12 protein-coding genes are annotated in these 16986 nt (G+C 41.5%); 9 read left to right on the top strand and 3 right to left on the bottom strand.

Annotated features, from left to right (window positions below; all coding sequences use genetic code 11):
* Positions 1–124: 124 nt before the first annotated feature.
* Complete coding sequence (locus BSO02S_RS11815; protein ID WP_066067327.1) at positions 125–3238, top strand: alpha-mannosidase; 3114 nt, start codon at positions 125–127, stop codon at positions 3236–3238.
* 53 nt (positions 3239–3291) lie between these two features.
* On the opposite strand, the gene BSO02S_RS11820 is transcribed toward BSO02S_RS11815, so the two are convergent.
* The 3 genes from BSO02S_RS11820 to BSO02S_RS11830 are packed head-to-tail and all read right to left on the bottom strand — an operon-like array spanning position 3292 to position 6045.
* Positions 3292–4260, bottom strand: coding sequence for a sugar phosphate isomerase/epimerase family protein (locus tag BSO02S_RS11820; RefSeq protein ID WP_066067047.1), 969 nt, complete (start codon positions 4258–4260; stop codon positions 3292–3294).
* A 4-nt stretch (positions 4261–4264) separates the two neighbouring features.
* A complete protein-coding gene (locus BSO02S_RS11825; RefSeq protein ID WP_066067049.1) occupies positions 4265–5317 on the bottom strand; it encodes a Gfo/Idh/MocA family protein in 1053 nt (350 codons plus the stop codon).
* Positions 5314–6045 (bottom strand): ThuA domain-containing protein, encoded by a 732-nt coding sequence (locus BSO02S_RS11830; protein ID WP_066067051.1) that lies wholly within the window; start codon positions 6043–6045, stop codon positions 5314–5316. Before BSO02S_RS11830 ends, BSO02S_RS11825 begins: the two co-directional genes overlap by 4 nt.
* Before the next feature lie 211 nt (positions 6046–6256).
* Here BSO02S_RS11830 and BSO02S_RS11835 point away from each other — a divergent pair, with 211 nt between their 5' ends.
* The 8 genes from BSO02S_RS11835 (at position 6257) to BSO02S_RS11870 (ending at position 16964) form a co-directional block, all read left to right on the top strand.
* Positions 6257–7186 carry an ABC transporter permease gene (locus BSO02S_RS11835; protein ID WP_235846911.1) on the top strand — a complete coding sequence of 310 codons (930 nt, stop codon included), beginning with the start codon at positions 6257–6259 and terminating at the stop codon, positions 7184–7186.
* 47 nt (positions 7187–7233) lie between these two features.
* Complete coding sequence (locus BSO02S_RS11840) at positions 7234–8226, top strand: carbohydrate ABC transporter permease (RefSeq protein ID WP_066067054.1); 993 nt, start codon at positions 7234–7236, stop codon at positions 8224–8226.
* Between the two features lie 217 nt (positions 8227–8443).
* On the top strand, positions 8444–9898 hold the full coding sequence (locus BSO02S_RS11845) for an ABC transporter substrate-binding protein (RefSeq protein ID WP_066067055.1): 1455 nt from the start codon (positions 8444–8446) through the stop codon (positions 9896–9898).
* A gap of 71 nt (positions 9899–9969) precedes the next feature.
* Positions 9970–11766: a sensor histidine kinase gene (locus BSO02S_RS11850; RefSeq protein ID WP_066067057.1), complete on the top strand. Its 1797-nt coding sequence runs from the start codon at positions 9970–9972 to the stop codon at positions 11764–11766.
* Positions 11759–13273 carry a response regulator transcription factor gene (locus BSO02S_RS11855; RefSeq protein ID WP_066067059.1) on the top strand — a complete coding sequence of 505 codons (1515 nt, stop codon included), beginning with the start codon at positions 11759–11761 and terminating at the stop codon, positions 13271–13273. Before BSO02S_RS11850 ends, BSO02S_RS11855 begins: the two co-directional genes overlap by 8 nt.
* A gap of 417 nt (positions 13274–13690) precedes the next feature.
* On the top strand, positions 13691–15103 hold the full coding sequence (gene gmuD / locus BSO02S_RS11860) for a glycoside hydrolase family 1 protein (protein WP_066067061.1): 1413 nt from the start codon (positions 13691–13693) through the stop codon (positions 15101–15103).
* A gap of 45 nt (positions 15104–15148) precedes the next feature.
* Complete coding sequence (locus tag BSO02S_RS11865; protein ID WP_066067063.1) at positions 15149–16066, top strand: ROK family protein; 918 nt, start codon at positions 15149–15151, stop codon at positions 16064–16066.
* A gap of 25 nt (positions 16067–16091) precedes the next feature.
* The gene (locus tag BSO02S_RS11870; RefSeq protein WP_066067066.1) at positions 16092–16964 is read left to right on the top strand and encodes an ROK family protein; all 873 of its coding nucleotides are present in this window, start codon (positions 16092–16094) and stop codon (positions 16962–16964) included.
* Positions 16965–16986 lie beyond the last annotated feature (22 nt).

The raw sequence follows: 16986 nt of genomic DNA on the forward strand, positions 1-16986 counted from the left end.
GAACGGGAACTCAGAGGAGATCACAGTGCCCATGAGAGCAACCAAACGAAGGTACCGGGCACTCAGAGGGAATCTCAGTGTCCAAAATAACTTATTAAACCAACCAACCAAACGGGGTGAAGGCATGTTTTTAACCGAAAGAAAATTTGAAGCACGGATAAGGGAATTGGAAGGTTATCGTTATCGTGACTGCGTCAGCATTGAGCAATTTCACACACATGAGGATACAGGTGAGATTGGTGCCTTTCCGCCAGCCGTATACGGCGAAGAAAGCATCATGAAGATTGGCGACTATTGGAAGGGCCGCGACCGCTATATTTGGCTTCATGCTGATGTGGATTGCCACCTGCCCAACAACAATCATCAAGTCGCAGGTATCTTTTCATTTGGCAAGACGGGCGGAGGGAATAATTCCGGGTTTGAATCATTACTGTTTGTGAACGGCAAACCCTATCAAGGCGTCGACTCCAATCATGAGGAAGTGCTTTTTGATGAGGAAATCGCTAAAGGACCGATGCGTTTAGATTTCAGACTCTGGTCTGGACTTGAGGGCGGAGGCGTTCCGGTTGAAAATGAATTTAAACTGGAACAGGCAAAAATCGGCTGGCTTGACAAAAGAGTCGATAATTTATACTACACCCTTTTGGCCGCCTACGAAGTGTTAATGGAAACGGATCAAGCTGATTCTGCTTATACGACCATGAAACAAATGATTCAGGATGCCTTACAGCGAATAGATTGGACGGAACCTGGAAGTCCTGAGTTTTATGAGTCCTGCTATGGGGCGGAGACCGGTCTAACTGAGACGCTTCAGTCGATCGAAAAATCATCCGATGTGACGATTCATACAGTCGGTCATACCCATATTGATGTAGCTTGGCTCTGGCGCTTAAAGAACACAAGGGAGAAAGCAGCTCGTTCCTTTTCAACGGTCCTGCATTTAATGAAGCAATTCCCTGAATATTTATTCCTGCAAACGCAGCCACAGCTCTATGATTATATCAAAACAGACTATCCCGAAATTTACGAACAAATGAAGGAAAGAATTGCAGAAGCCCAGTGGGAAGCCGGCGGGGCGATGTGGCTCGAAGCTGACTGTAATATTCCAAGCGGCGAGTCGCTTGTCCGGCAAATCCTGCACGGCAAAAACTTCTTTAAAGAAGAGTTCGGCGTTGACTGTCAATACCTATGGCTCCCTGACGTTTTCGGTTACAGCTGGGCGCTGCCGCAAATTTTGAAAAAGGCCGGCATCAACACGATGATGACCACGAAAATTAGCTGGAATCAATATAACCGGATGCCGCATGATACCTTTCACTGGAAGGGAATCGATGGTTCTGAGATTTTAACGCACTTTATCACCACACCTGAACCATGGAACGGCCCGGATTCTTGGTTCTATACGTATAATGGCTACATTACGGCCAAAACGGTGAAAGGCGCTTGGAAGGGCTACCGCGATAAGGAATTATCAAAAGACCTGCTTCTATCTTATGGGTACGGTGACGGGGGCGGCGGCGTCAACCGCCATATGCTCGAAATGAGAAGACGATTGGACCAAATGCCTGGGATGCCAAATGTGAAAACAACAACGGCAGGGGAATTTTTCGAAAAGCTCCATGAAAATGTGGAGAAATCGAATGGCTATATTCATAAATGGGATGGCGAACTGTACCTGGAATACCATCGCGGTACCTATACAAGCCAGGCCTTTATGAAAAAACTGAACCGGAAGCTTGAGCTTTTATATCGCAGAGCAGAATTCTTGTCCTCCTGGATGTCCGCCGAAAATGGAGCGTGGCTTGGCGATGAGGAACTGAAAAATGGCTGGAAAATTATTTTAAGAAATCAATTTCATGATATTATTCCAGGTTCTTCGATTCATGAGGTATACGAAGATGCCAAGGAAGAATATGCTGAGGCGTTCCAAATTGTTAATAGAGTGGAATCGCAGATCATTCAAACCGGAGTGGAACAAGCGGACCGTTCTGTTGTTGTCTTTAATTCGACACATCGGAAAGGCAGTAAGAATGTGTTCATTTCCCAGTTTGCCGATTTTTCAGCAGGGAACTGGACAGATGGCAGTGGCAAACTGTTAACTCATCAAAAGCGCCCTGATGGCTGGCTCGTTGCAGTGGATGCCCTTCCATCGTTTGGAGCTCAAACATTGTTTTTTGAACCGCATGAAAATGCAAAGGAAACAAAAACAAACTTTAGCTATCAAGATCGAAAATTAGAATCGCCGTATTATCTCGTGGAGTGGAACGAGTTCGGACAGATCACCAAGCTTTTTGATAAAGAGGCGCAGCGCCATGTGTTAGCAGAAGGCCAAAGCGGCAACGTAATGCAAATTTTTGAAGATAAACCTCTTGCCCATGATGCCTGGGATATTGATATTTTCTACCAAGAAAAGATGGAGGAAATCCGTGATATCGCCACATTCAAAGTAGTGGACAACGGGGAACTTACTTTTGCGGTTGATGTCAAATGGAAGTATCATCATTCTGACATTTCTCAGCGGATTGTTTTTTATGAAAATGATCGCCGGATTGATTTTGAAACCAATGTTGACTGGCATGAAAAACGAAAATTACTCAAGGCCAGCTTTCCAGTCGATGTTCGCGCAACAGAGGCAACCTATGATATTCAATATGGCAATGTGAAGCGCCCGACCCATTGGAATACAAGTTGGGAAATGGCAAAATTTGAATCGGTCGGACACCAATGGGCTGATCTTTCAGAACCAGATTACGGAGTAAGTCTGCTGAATGACTGCAAATATGGGTATGACATTAAAGGAAATGTGATGCGTTTAACCTTATTAAAAGCAGCGACACATCCTGATCCGGAAGCAGATCAAGGCTTGCATTCCTTTACGTATTCGCTGTATCCGCATATGGGCGACTGGCGCCAGGCGAAGACCGTGGAAACAGCGTGGGATTTAAATGATCCAATTTTCGCTGTGGAAGGGAAATGGACAAAGGAAGATTCATTTATTGAAATGGATACAGACCATATTTGGATTGACGCGATTAAGCCGGCTTACGATGGCAATGGTGTGATTGTCCGGTTACATGAATATGAAGGACGTAGAGGCAAGGTGTCTCTGAACGTTCAAAAAGACATCACATCATGGGTTGAGACCAATTTGATGGAAGAACCAATCACAGAAGCATCGCAATCACCAATTGAGTTTGACATCAAACCATACGAAATCAAGACCTTTAGAATTTTATAATGGAAAAAAGATGACCGGCTGGAGTATTCCAGCCGGTCATCTCTATCATTCTGCTAAACCCACCACATTTGCGAGACAGGCTCCTCGATTAAAACAGACTTTAAATTAACGACCGCTCGGTTAAAGCCCTCATTAATGGACATAATTGGATCCTCATGTTCAATACTGACCACATAATCATAACCATACGTACGAAGTGCACTTAACATGTCGGACCATTCCTTTAAACTATGTCCGCAGCCAACTGAACGAAAGGTCCAGGACCGGGTTCTAATCTCTCCGTAGGGCTGCATATCCATTAATCCATACATATTGACTTGTTCCTGATCGATGTACGTGTCTTTCGCATGAAAATGATGAATGGCATTTTCTTTTGCCAGTATTTTTATCGCAGCAACCGGATCAATCCCCTGCCACCACATATGGCTTGGATCTAAGTTGGCACCAATCGCATCACATGTTTCCTTGCGCAATTTTAGCAGCGTATAGGGTGTATGGACTAAGAAGCCGCCATGAAGTTCAAGGCCAATCTTCACATTATGCTCCGTCGCATAGTGCCCAACCTCTTTCCAGTAGGGAATCAGCTTTTCTTCCCACTGCCACTTTAATACGTCACCATATTCATTTGGCCATGGTGTCACAGGCCAGTTAGGATACTTCGCCCCTTCATGGTCACCCGCCGTACCGGAGAAACAGTTGACCACAGGCACGCTTAGTAACGAGGCCAGTTTAATCGTTTTTAATAGAGTTTCATGAGACTTTTCGGCAAAATCTTTTTCAGGTGAAATCGGGTTGCCATGGCAGCTGAAGGCACTGATCATCAACCCGCGGTCTTTGACCTTTTGGGCATAGTCCACGCGGGCATCTTCGCTTTCCAATAACCCATCTAAATCACAATGATTGTTCCCTGGATAGCAGCCGGTCCCAATTTCAACGGCATGAAGGCCTGCTGCTTTTACAGTATCCAGCATCTCTTCAAACGATTTATCTGCAAATAATACGGTAAACACACCTAGTTTCATACTGTTAATCCCCTATTCTTGAAATCTGATTATCGACACGGACAATTTGCTTCGTTTGGTTTGACTCTAGTGCTGCCAGGATAACCGCTAATGATTTCATTCCTTCCTCACCAGGCACTGGCGGCACTTGATCAAGCAGGATAGAATCGACAAACTTCTCGACCACCTGAGAGGTGTTCTGCCCGCCCGCTTCATTCGATTGGATTCTTCCAAGTTCATATTTGACCACTTCCCCGTTGACATATTGAACAACGAGAGAATGGAGAGGGTCATCTTCTAAACGAAGAATCGCCTTTTCACCGTAAATAATGGTCGAGTTATCTTCCCTGCTTACATAGGCCCAGCTGGCAGCGAGAGTCCCAATGATGCCGCTTTCAGTTTTCAAAATACAAACCGCATTGTCATCGACATTAGCAAAATCCTTTGCGCTGGTTTCTACAAATGAACCGACCTCAACGACATCCTCATCAAGTAAAAACCTTAGTAAATCGGCTTTGTGGACACCTAGGTCGCCCATCGCGCCAACGAAGGCTTTTTCCTTTTGAAAAAACCAGCCGTCTTTGCCTTCGACGCTCCAATTTTCGGGGCCTCCATGTCCAAAGGTGGTGCGGAAGCTATAAATTTTGCCGATTTCTCCACTTTGAAGCAGCTGACGTGCTTTTTGATGGGAAGGGACAAAGCGCTGATTATGAGCTATCATTAACTTTTTTCCGCTCTTTTCCGCCGCGGCAATCATCGCTTCGGCCTCTTGTTTCGATGTAGCCATCGGTTTTTCACACAGGACATGGATTCCTGCTTCTAATGCCGCAATTGAAACCGGGGCATGAAGATCATTGGAGGTACAAACACTGACGGCATCCACCATGCCGCTGCTTAGCAACGCCTTAAAACTTGTAAAGGCAGCAACCCCGTATTTCTCTGCGATTTCATTCACCCGGTCTTCATGGATATCGCAAACAGCCGTTAACTCTACCTTTTGATTAAGCTTATATTCTGGCAAGTGGCGATGCTGGGCAATACTGCCACAGCCAATGACACCAACTCTTAACTTTTTCATTCTGATTTTTCTCCTTTCATTTCTTCGAGTGGTTTTCGATGTCCGTATACCGGACGTTCACGTTTGGCCGGCTCCGCCCATTTCAGCGCATTGATAATGACTCGCTGAATTTGTTTGTTGTGATAGGTCGGATAGGTTTCATGGCCTGGTCTAAAGTAAAACACCTTCCCAAGTCCGCGGTTATATGTACAGCCGCTCCGGAATACTTCTCCGCCTTCAAACCAGCTGGTAAAGATGAGCTCGTCAGGCTGAGGAATATCAAAATGCTCGCCATACATTTCTTCGTGTTCTAATTCAATATATTCGGGGATTCCTTCAGTAATCGGATGACCTGGGCTGATGACCCAAAGGCGCTCCTTTTCACCCGCTTCCCGCCATAATAGATCACAGCTGGTCCCCATTAATGCTTTAAATATTTTTGAAAAATGACCGGAGTGCAGCACAATCAGCCCCATCCCCTCAAGAACACGCTGTTTCACTTTTTCTACAATTGCCTCTTTTACCTCATCATGAGCGAGATGCCCCCACCAAATTAATGCATCCGTATTCTTTAGAACCTCATCTGTTAGGCCATGCTCTGGCTCATCTAAAGTAGCGGTTCTTACCTCAAAGCCTTCTACCTGCAGAAATTCTGCAATGGTTCCGTGAATACCGTTTGGGTATAGCTCTCGGACAATTGGATTCTTTTGTTCGTGGCGGTTTTCATTCCATACAGTCACTTTGACCATCATTCCACTCCTTTCTTTTCGTTCCCTAACGGAAAGAATTATTCATTATTCGGTTTTATAATATCTTTTCCATGGATAAATAGACATAAAGTTTAGTGATTTCTAAGATTTTTGCACTTAATCCCAAATTAGTCAACTATAATTGGGCACCTAAACACCGTAAAATATAGGTATGGAAGTGCTTACATTAAAGAGAGAGAGGAGGATACATGTGAAAAAGATAGTAAGTGATATCTATAAAAATAGAATCTGGTTACTCATGGTGTTACCAGGAACAATCTGGCTGCTATTATTCTCTTATCTGCCAATGTTTGGTCAAGTATTGGCCTTTAAAAAGTTTCGAATTGACCCGGATGGATTTTTTGCTAGTGTTATGCATAGTGAATGGGTTGGCTGGGAGAACTTTAAATATTTGTTTAGCACAAACGATGCCCTTGTTATTACAAGAAATACGATCTTGTATAATCTTGTCTTTATCGTATTAGGACTTGTGGCGGCGGTTGCCACAGCGATCCTACTCAGTGAGTTGGTAAATAAAAGGTTATCAAAGGTTTATCAGACTGGAATGCTGTTCCCGCATTTTATTTCGTGGGTTATTGGCAGCTACTTTGTATTCACCTTCTTAAGTTCGGATCGTGGCTTGTTAAATAATGTTCTTGGCTGGTTCCATATTGATGCTGTTTCGTGGTACAGTGAGCCTCAATATTGGCCGTATATCATCATTTTTATGAGCATCTGGAAAGGTGTCGGATATGGCAGTATCGTTTATTTAGCATCGATTGTCGGAATTGATCGAACGTATTATGAAGCGGCAATGATTGATGGTGCATCAAAATGGAAGCAGATTAAGCATGTGACCCTTCCGATGCTAAAGCCATTAATGATTATCTTAACCATCATGAATATTGGCAGGATCTTCAACTCCGATTTCGGACTATTTTATCAAGTACCAAGAGATTCGGGGGCCCTATATCCGGTCACAAATGTTATCGACACCTTTGTATACAGAGGGCTTATGACTTTAGGGGACATCGGTATGAGTACGGCAGCAGGTCTTTATCAATCGGCTGTTGGTTTCATCCTTGTTATGATTACAAACTATATCGTAAGAAAAGTTGATAATGAAAGTGCCTTGTTCTAATAGTGGATTCTTCACGAAAGGGGGAAAGTCGCCCGGCGGCTAAGTATATGCCAAATGATCTAAATCAAACTCAAGTTTCTGTCGTAGCATCACAGCCATTGGATCAGTTAAAACGGGGTGGGGCAAAGATTAAACGGAAAAAGACAAGAGATTATCATGAACTGCATCCCGTTGTAAATACCATTTTCAGTGTGTTGTTAGGTATTTTTACGATAATGTGTGTCTTTCCATTTATCTATGTTATCATCATTTCTCTTACAAGTGAGGAAAGTATTGTAAGAAATGGCTTTCAAATTATCCCGGCGGAATGGAGTACCGATGCTTATCGTTACCTATGGAATGTCAAGGATCAATTGCTCGGTTCTTATGGTGTAACTATTTTGATTACAGTAGTAGGAACGGTTATTAGTGTGTTGATGATTTCCTTTTATGCTTATGCGATTTCGAGACCTCAATTTAAATATAGAAGATTCTTCACATTCCTAGCATTCTTCACGATGCTGTTTAGCGGCGGATTAGTTCCAACCTATATTGTGGTTACGCAATTTTTAGGATTGAAAAATACAATTTGGGCGTTAATCCTGCCACTTGTTATGAATGCTTTTTATATTATCATCATGAGAACCTTCTTTATGAAATCTGTTTCAGAATCCATTTTGGAATCTGCGAGAATTGATGGGGCAAGTGAATGGCGGATCTTTTTTCAAATCGTCTTTCCGCTTTCGCTTCCAGGGATTGCCACGATTGCTTTGTTTAGCACATTGGGTTATTGGAATGATTGGTTTACGGCATTACTTTATATTGATGATCCAAAATTAGTGCCGCTCCAAGCCTTACTCATGAAAATTGAAGCCAATCTTGAATTCATGAAGCAAAATGTTGATGTCGGATTAATGCAGCAAAGTTTATTTGATACGCTGCCGCAAGATTCAGCCAAAATGGCCATGGTCGTTATCGCCACCTTACCAATAGCAGTTTCTTATCCGTTCTTTCAAAAGTACTTTATTAGCGGACTGACTATTGGCGGCGTTAAAGAATAGGCTTTGTTAAAAGGTTAATGTTGATTTTATAACACTGTTGATTGGAACGGAAGGCGTGAAGACTCCTGCGGGAGGACGGGGCAGGGGAGACCCCGCAGGTGCGAAAGTGCCGAGGAGGCTCCCCAGACCGCCCTAAGGTGCGCGAAGCGCCTTTCGTTACAATCAACAGCCAAGTTTAACAAAACCAAAGAATAAAAAGAAAAAGGGGAGTATAAGGATGAAGAAAAAGTTAGTATTATTACTTGCATTAGTTTTATCCATTGGAACCATTCTAGCTGCATGCAGCAGTAAAGACAGTTCTACTTCGGATAAAGGCGGGAAAGATGGTCAGCCATACGAAATTAAATGGTATACTATTGGAACCCCACAAAAGGATACAGATAAAGTATTTGCAGAAGTGAATAAGTATTTGAAGGAAAAAATCAATGCTACCGTTAAAATGCAGCAAATTGACTGGGGCGATTGGGCACAAAAATCCCAAGTTATGATTAATGCAGGCGAACCATTTGATATTATCTTTACGAATGGTACGGATTATGTACAGAACGCACAAAAGGGCGCTTTTGTGGCAATTGATGATCTGTTAAATAAAGAAGGTAAGGACCTTAAGAATGCTGTCAATCCAGCCCTTTTAGAAGGAAATAGGATCAACGGTAAAATTTATGGTGTTCCTACGAATAAAGAAGCGGCTCGACAAACTGTTTATACATTCAATAAACGCCTAGTAGATAAATACAAATTCGATCTTACAAAAGTGAAAACGTTGGAAGACCTTGAACCAATGTTGAAGACGATTAAGGAAAACGAATCGGGCATTACTCCAATGGCAACATTCAAAGCGTATCTTCCATATGACTATACCTTTAATAATGAAATGCCATTTGCCTTCCCGATTGAGGGTGACAGAGACCATGTTGTTAACCAATTTGATACGGATTTAGCGATGTCAACCTTTAAAACCATGCACAGTTATTACAAAGCTGGATACCTTAAAGAAGATGCAGCAACAAGCAAAGACAGCTGGCCAATGGATGTAGAAAACTGGTTTGTCCGTATGGGCGATTCACAGCCATATGCTGATTTACTGTGGTCACGTTCAGCAAAATATGATGTCGTTTCTGTACCTGCTGAAGAGCCTACAACGTTTAACGATTCTGTTTCTGGTTCGATTCAGGCCATTTCTGCTACATCTAAGAATCCTAAAAAAGCTATGGAATTCTTAAATCTGCTTAACACAGATTCATACCTTCGTAACCTTGTTGATAAAGGAATTGAAGGAGTACATTACAAAAAGAATGATGATGGAACAATTGAAGATCTTCCAGCACGTATAGATAAATATAATATTCCAACTTATTCTATCGGAAACTTCTTCGTCTTGGATTTATATAAAGATGATCCAAAGGATAAATGGGACAAATTCAAGGAATTTAATGAAGCGGCTAAACCAGCACCAACGCTTGGTTTCCACTTTGACAGTGATCCAGTAAGATCAGAAATTGCATCGATTACGAATATTTCTAAAGAGTTCTATCCAGCATTGGCAACAGGTTCTGTTGACCCAGAAAAATATCTGCCAAAATACAATAAAAAGTTAAAAGAAGCTGGGCTTGATAAAGTCTTAAATGAAATTCAAAAGCAATTTGATGACTGGAAAGGCAAACAAAAATAAAATATAGTAAAATCAAGCTGGGTGGAATATTCCAGCTTGATTTTATTTCAATGTAACCAGAGGATATCTAAATGGGAATGAGAAAAAAAGGACGTTTTAACCAAAAAATATTTAATAAATTATTTTTAACATCTTCCATCACCATCATTATGACCGTCATTATCTTAATTGTTACGATTACCAACTATTATTCGGATGTGATTATTCAAAAGGAAGTCAATATTAATACAAGAACATTGGAAAGAGTAGAGGATTACTTTTCCACGAAAGATGCAGATATCAGCAGGGTGATTAAGGACCTTTATATTAATGGCGATATGATTGATGATATTTCCTTTGCCCTTCACAATGGCTATGGAAAATATTTAGAATACCGCTTAACTAAATATTCGAAGGACAAATCTTTTACGCCTAGAAATATAGAAACCTATTTTAATGGCTATTTCAGCCAAGATAGCGATCTAAATGCAATTAGTTTGCGTTCATTAGAAAATCCCTTGATTGAATATTTGTTAATCAATAATAATTTGCGCTGGAATAAAAGCATTGTTGATCATGTAACACCCCCAGCACCATCCCTCTCACAGGGGCCTCCAAGAATAAGTGAAGAAGGTCTGCCAAAGGGACGGGAATTAAGAAACACCATTACGAGAAAAGTAGAAATTAACAATCCAGTAACGCTTACAAAAATAGGTGAGATATCCATTTTCTACTCCACCGATCGTTTAGACAAGATGTTGAAAAAGCATGAAGGGGCGCCCGCTTCATTCTTTTTACTAGATGCGGACGGCAAGATTATTTATTCGCTTAATAAGGGAATTCCTTTGGATATAATCAATCAAATAAAACCTGAAACCAATGAGACGAAATTAGCGTGGAAACATGAAAATTATTATATTAACACCATTGCCAACAAGGGAGATTATACGTATGTAAGTGTGATTCCTGACAAAGGATGGCAAAAGTTATCGATTGTAAGGGGAACGATGTGGGTTGTTATTATCTTCCTCATTATTATTGCCATTTTGATCTCTTATTCCTTTACGCTAAATTATTCGCGGCGAATTAACACGATTGTCTCCATTATTCGCCAGGTGGAAAAAGGAAACTTAGAGGCACGTATTCCGGAATCCAAACATGAGGATGAATTATCAAAGATTGCGGTCAATATCAATTCCATGTTAGGGGAATTGAATAATTATATCGAACAATTTTACCTGCTGAATATGAAGCAGCAGCAGGCAGAGTTAAAAGCCCTTCAAGCACAAATTGATCCGCATTTTTTATTCAATACGCTTGAAGCAATCCGAATGGTTGCTGTCGTAGAGGGTTCGAAAACCTCAAGTAAAATGATTTTCCATTTAGCCAAACTTTTTCGCTATTCCTTGGAATCTAAAGACGTCGTACCTTTATATACCGAAATCGAATATGTCAATCAATATTTAAAATTGATGCAGTTTAAATACCCCAATAAACTAGAGGTCCATATGGAGATACCTAGTAATGTGGAACAAATACTACTGCAAAAATTAATTCTGCAGCCAATCATTGAAAATTATTTTGTTCATGGTTTTAAAAAAGATCGGACGGATAATGTGCTATTCATTCGCGCTGCAAACCTTGGCGAAAAAATCGAAATACGTGTAGAAGACAATGGCAAGGGGATGACCGAAGAGGAACTTTCCAACATTGTTCATCATATCAATCGTGAAGAGGGCGATGAAATGAAATCAATCGGGTTAAGAAATATCCACCAACGGTTAAAAATTAGATATGGAGACCAGTTTGGCATTTCACTAAAAAGCTTTGAAAACGAAGGAACGATTGTCACGCTAACCATTCCAGTGCAGGGGATTCATCATGTATAAGGTACTGCTGGCTGATGATGAATCTCTGATAACATTAGGACTGAGGGCGATTTTGGATTGGGAGGATTACGGGTTTGAAATTGCTTATACAGCGGAAAGCGGCGAAGAAGCCCTCAGCTATCTCAAGGATCATCCAATTGACCTTCTAATTACCGATATTTTAATGGCGGAAATGTCTGGATTGGAATTAATTAAAGAGGCGAAGCAAATTCAGCCCCAGATCAAAAGTATTGTCTTAACCGGTTATCAAGAGTTTGGATTTATTAAACAAGGGCTGCTACTAGGTATTGAAAACTATTTAGTGAAGCCCGTGGATGAGGATGAATTATTGACGACTATCCAAAATGTTGGCCGCAAACTAAGTACTGTGCCGGTTGTAGGGGCATCAAGCCTGACAGAGGATACGACAACCTTGATGGATAATACGTTATGGCGTTTCCTAAATGGTGAAATTGATAAAAATGATTGTCTTGAAAGACTATCATTCTATAATATCCAATTTACTGAGCTGATTTATAATGTCTCGATTTTAAATTTTGAACAGTACCATAAGACTGAAATCACAAAGAAGATTCGAAGCATTATTGAAGAACATTATTCCGCCACATGCCTTTATAGTCCCAATCATGAATTAATCATTATTTTTGGCGGAACGAATGAAGAGGAATTAGTGAAATGGAACCAAAGTTTGGTGAATCGACTTTGTGAGGAACAAAAGGAGACGGGTTTATTCTATTTATCTATGGGAAGACCGGTAAAAACAATCGATGAATTAGAGGAAAGCATGATCAATGCCAGTGAATATAGCTTATTGCAACTTTATTCGGAGCCAAACGTGCTTATTTCGAAGGGATTTACGATTGACCGGCAGGAAGAATTAAAAAAGCAGCAGGATTTTAAAGAAACTATTGTCAAGCGGATTTTAAATGCAGATGAAGAAACATTACCAATGATTGATTTATTCTTGGACCATTTGACCAAGCAATCAAAATTTATTTCACCGCAGGTTGCAAAAAAATATACATTTGATCTGATGTCCTATATTCATTTTTCCATACAGCCAGATAATCTTTCTTCTTATACGGCCGCAGTTGAAAGAATTGTCTATAGCTCCGATATCGCTCAGGTAAAAGCTATTTTGAGAGAGTATTGTCATGAATTAATACTTTCTATTAATAATCAAGTTCACATGAGGAGCCCGATTGTCCAAAATGTTCTTCAGTTTATTCATGCCCATTATGATCAAGGGATATCCTTAAAAACATTGGGTCAACAGTTTCATGTAAACGCTATCTACCTTGGGCAGTTATTTCAAAAAGAAGTCGGGGTTGTCTTCTCTGAATACCTTAATCGTTATCGGTTGGAAAAGGCAAAGGAATTGCTAAAAACCACTCATTATCGTGCGGGGGAAATTGGGAAAAAAGTAGGTTATTCGGATACTACTTACTTTTATAAACAATTTAAGAAAACGGTTGGTACAACACCAAGTGAGTGGAGGAAAATTTAACGAAGAAAAAGACGAATTGACATATGATTATGGTTTTTAAGTGCAGCAGGGATTTAAAAAAACAGAACCGGGCAGTTATTGCCCGGTTTTGTTTTGGAGCTTTTCACTTATTCATACAACACTAGTGATAAAAACAGTAAATCTTAATTTTATTAACTATTATGGAAAGCTATCTTTTTTTAAAATAAATATATAGAAACTATCTAAACACATAAAGGGGAGGAGCAGAGAGGGATAAAAAGGTGTTGCCTATCAGAATGACACCTAAAATCATCTGCAAAGAAATGAAAGCGTTTATATTTACTGCTATAGGTGATCTCAACGAACATAGAGCGAAAACAAAAATAGAAAATGCCATCTACACAAGAATGTGGAAAAAAGTCTTAACATAATTCGTTTTTAAAAGAGGAGATAATAATGGACAATACTTATCATGACAATAACCTTACCTATCGTTTTCCTGAAAACTTCTGGTGGGGGAGTGCGGCATCAGGTCCGCAAACGGAGGGTGGAGCGGATCTGGACGGAAGGAAACCCAGCATCTGGGATTATTGGTATAGCATTGAACCAAATTGTTTTCATAATGGTGTAGGGCCTGAGAATACATCTAACTTCTATCATATGTTTAAAGAAGATATCCAACTAATGAAGGAAACGGGTCACACTTCCTTCCGTACATCCATCCAATGGTCGCGATTGATTCCGGATGGGGTCGGGGAAGTGAATCAGAAGGCAGTTGATTTTTACAATCGCGTCATTGATGAACTAATCGCAAATGATATTGAACCATTTATGAATCTCTACCATTTCGATATGCCGATGTGTATGCAGGAAAAAGGCGGCTGGGAAAGCCGGGAAGTCGTCGATGCTTATGTGAAGTATGCGGCAACCTGTTTTCGATTATTTGGGGACCGGGTCAAGTATTGGTTTACCTTTAACGAACCAATCGTTCCTGTTGAGGCTAGTTATTTATATAATTTGCATTATCCAAAAATAGTAAATTTCAAACGAGGAGCGTCTGTCGCTCATCATACGATTGTGGCCCATGCAAAAGCGGTAGAGGCTTTCAAAAAATGGAATGGAGACGGCAAGATTGGCATTATCCTTAACTTAACGCCCTCTTATCCACGAAGCCAGGATACTGAAGATGTAAAGGCTGCCCATATTGCGGACCTTATCTTTAACCGAAGCTTCCTTGATCCAGTCACAAAAGGTGAGTACCCGCAAGACTTGATTGCGATTTTAAAAGATAGAGAGCTACTTCCAACAGTGGAACCGGGAGATTTAGAGGTCATCCGTAACAATCCGATTGATATTTTAGGCGTGAACTACTATCAGCCGCGCCGTGTCAAAGCAAAGGAAGAGCCGGTGCCAGCAGGAACTCCGTTTATGCCGGAACATCTATTTGAACCCTATATCATGCCAGGCCGGAAAATCAATCCGCACCGCGGCTGGGAAATCTGTGAAGAAGTCATCTATGACATTATGATTGATATTCGTGACCATTATGGCAATCTCCCTTTCTTTATCTCAGAGAATGGAATGGGTGTTGAAGGGGAAGCGAAATTTCGGAATGCCGAAGGATTCATCGAGGATGATTATCGTATTGAATTTATCGAGGAACACCTGAAGTGGGTGCATAAAGGTCTGCAAGAAGGGGCCAATTGTCTTGGCTATCACCTTTGGACCTTTATGGATAACTGGTCATGGACAAATGCCTATAAGAACCGCTATGGATTAGTAGAGGTAGATATACAGAACAACTTTAAACGAACGATTAAGAAATCCGGCCGATGGTATCAACAGGTATCTGAAAACAACGGTTTTTAACGATATACAGGGATTGGAGAAAATTTTTAAAGGAAGGGGAATCCAATGAAAGCCTACATGGTATTAGATATCGGCGGGACATTTATAAAATATGCCGTGATGGATCAAGCGGCAAAGAGGCTGGCGAGCGGGAAGCTTCCAACTCCTATGGAAGGTTTAGAGACTTTTTTGCAAAAAATTTGCGCTATCGTAAAAGAGTATAAAGATTCCTATGAACTCCAAGGCATTGCCTTAAGCTCTCCTGGTGCTGTCGATGTAAAAACAGGATGTATTGGCGGCGCGAGTGCTATTCCCTATATCCATGGAGGATCCATGACGGACTTGCTAAGGGAACGGACAGGTCTTCCGGTATCAATTGAAAATGATGCCAATTGCGCCGCTTTGGCGGAAGGCTGGTTAGGGGCAGCTAAGGATACGGATTACTATATTTGTATTGTGATTGGTACGGGGATTGGCGGCAGCATTGTCATGAACCATACCATTCTCCGCGGGGCAGCGCTCCATGGCGGTGAGTTTGGGTACATGATTTTGGACGGGTCGCTCCAAACGGGTAAGAATCCGCTGCAATCAACCTGGAGTCTATCTGCCTCAACGAATGCCCTTGTCAGAGAAGTGGAAATGAAAAAATCATTGGCACATGGTTCATTAGATGGAGAGGAAGTATTTCTTCTAGCGGAGGCAGGAGACCTCGTTGCCCAAGAAAGTATTGCTCATTTTTATAAAAGAATCGCGATTGGGATTTATAATTTGAAATATGCTTTGGACCCCGAAAAAATTCTAATTGGCGGCGGGATTAGTAAGCGCGGAGAAGTGATCGAAGGGATCAACCGAGAATTAACGTTATTAAAGAATGAAATCTCGACGCTGCATATAGAAGTGGAAGCCTGCCAATTTGATAACGATGCCAATTTAATGGGAGCCTTGTTTCATTACTTAAAGATGCATCCCGCATCAGTACTATAAAAATAACGTTAGGGAGGAACCCAAGATGTTTGGTGCGATCGAAGCTGGAGGGACAAAATTTGTTTGTGCGGTCGGAGACGAGTGGGGGAATATTATTGACCGGGTCAAGATTCCAACCACCGTGCCGGAAGAAACGATGGCCGAGGTAATGGCCTTTTTTAAAAAATATGAACTTGAGGCGATTGGGATTGGCTCATTTGGTCCTGTTGATGTCAATCCGGAAAGTCCAACCTATGGCATGATTACCTCTACACCGAAATTGGCATGGAGGAATTTTCTGTTTGTGCAAGCCATGAAGGATGCTTTTTCCGTGCCGATTGGTTTTAATACCGATGTGAATGCAGCGGCATTGGGGGAAGCCGTCCACGGTGCGGCAAAAGGTTTGGACAGCTGCTTGTACATTACAGTTGGGACGGGAATTGGAGCGGGCGCAGTAGTACAAGGCCAGCTTCTTCAAGGACTGTCGCACCCTGAAATGGGCCATATCCTTGTAAGGCGTCATCCGAATGATCACTATCAAGGGAAATGCCCTTATCATGGCGATTGTTTAGAAGGTCTTGCGGCAGGTCCGGCGATTGAAGAACGCTGGGGAGAAAAAGGGATCAATCTAGTGGGTCGTGAGGAAGTATGGGAATTAGAAGGTTACTATATTGCCCAAGCCCTGATGCAGTATATTTTAATTCTATCACCAAAAAGAATTATTCTAGGCGGCGGTGTGATGAAGCAGAAACAAGTATTCTCTTCAGTTTATAAATATTTGCCGGAGCTGCTTCATGATTATGTTTCCTTGCCGGAACTGCCGGAATATATTGTAAGTCCTGGACTTGGCGATGATGCTGGGATTACGGGCTCGCTTTTGCTTGCACAGCAGGCGTTCAAAGAAGAAATCAAACGATAATATTGGACGGGGGAATTGCTGA

The organism is Neobacillus soli NBRC 102451 (assembly GCF_001591665.1).
Taxonomy (GTDB): Bacteria; Bacillota; Bacilli; order Bacillales; family Cytobacillaceae; genus Neobacillus; species Neobacillus soli.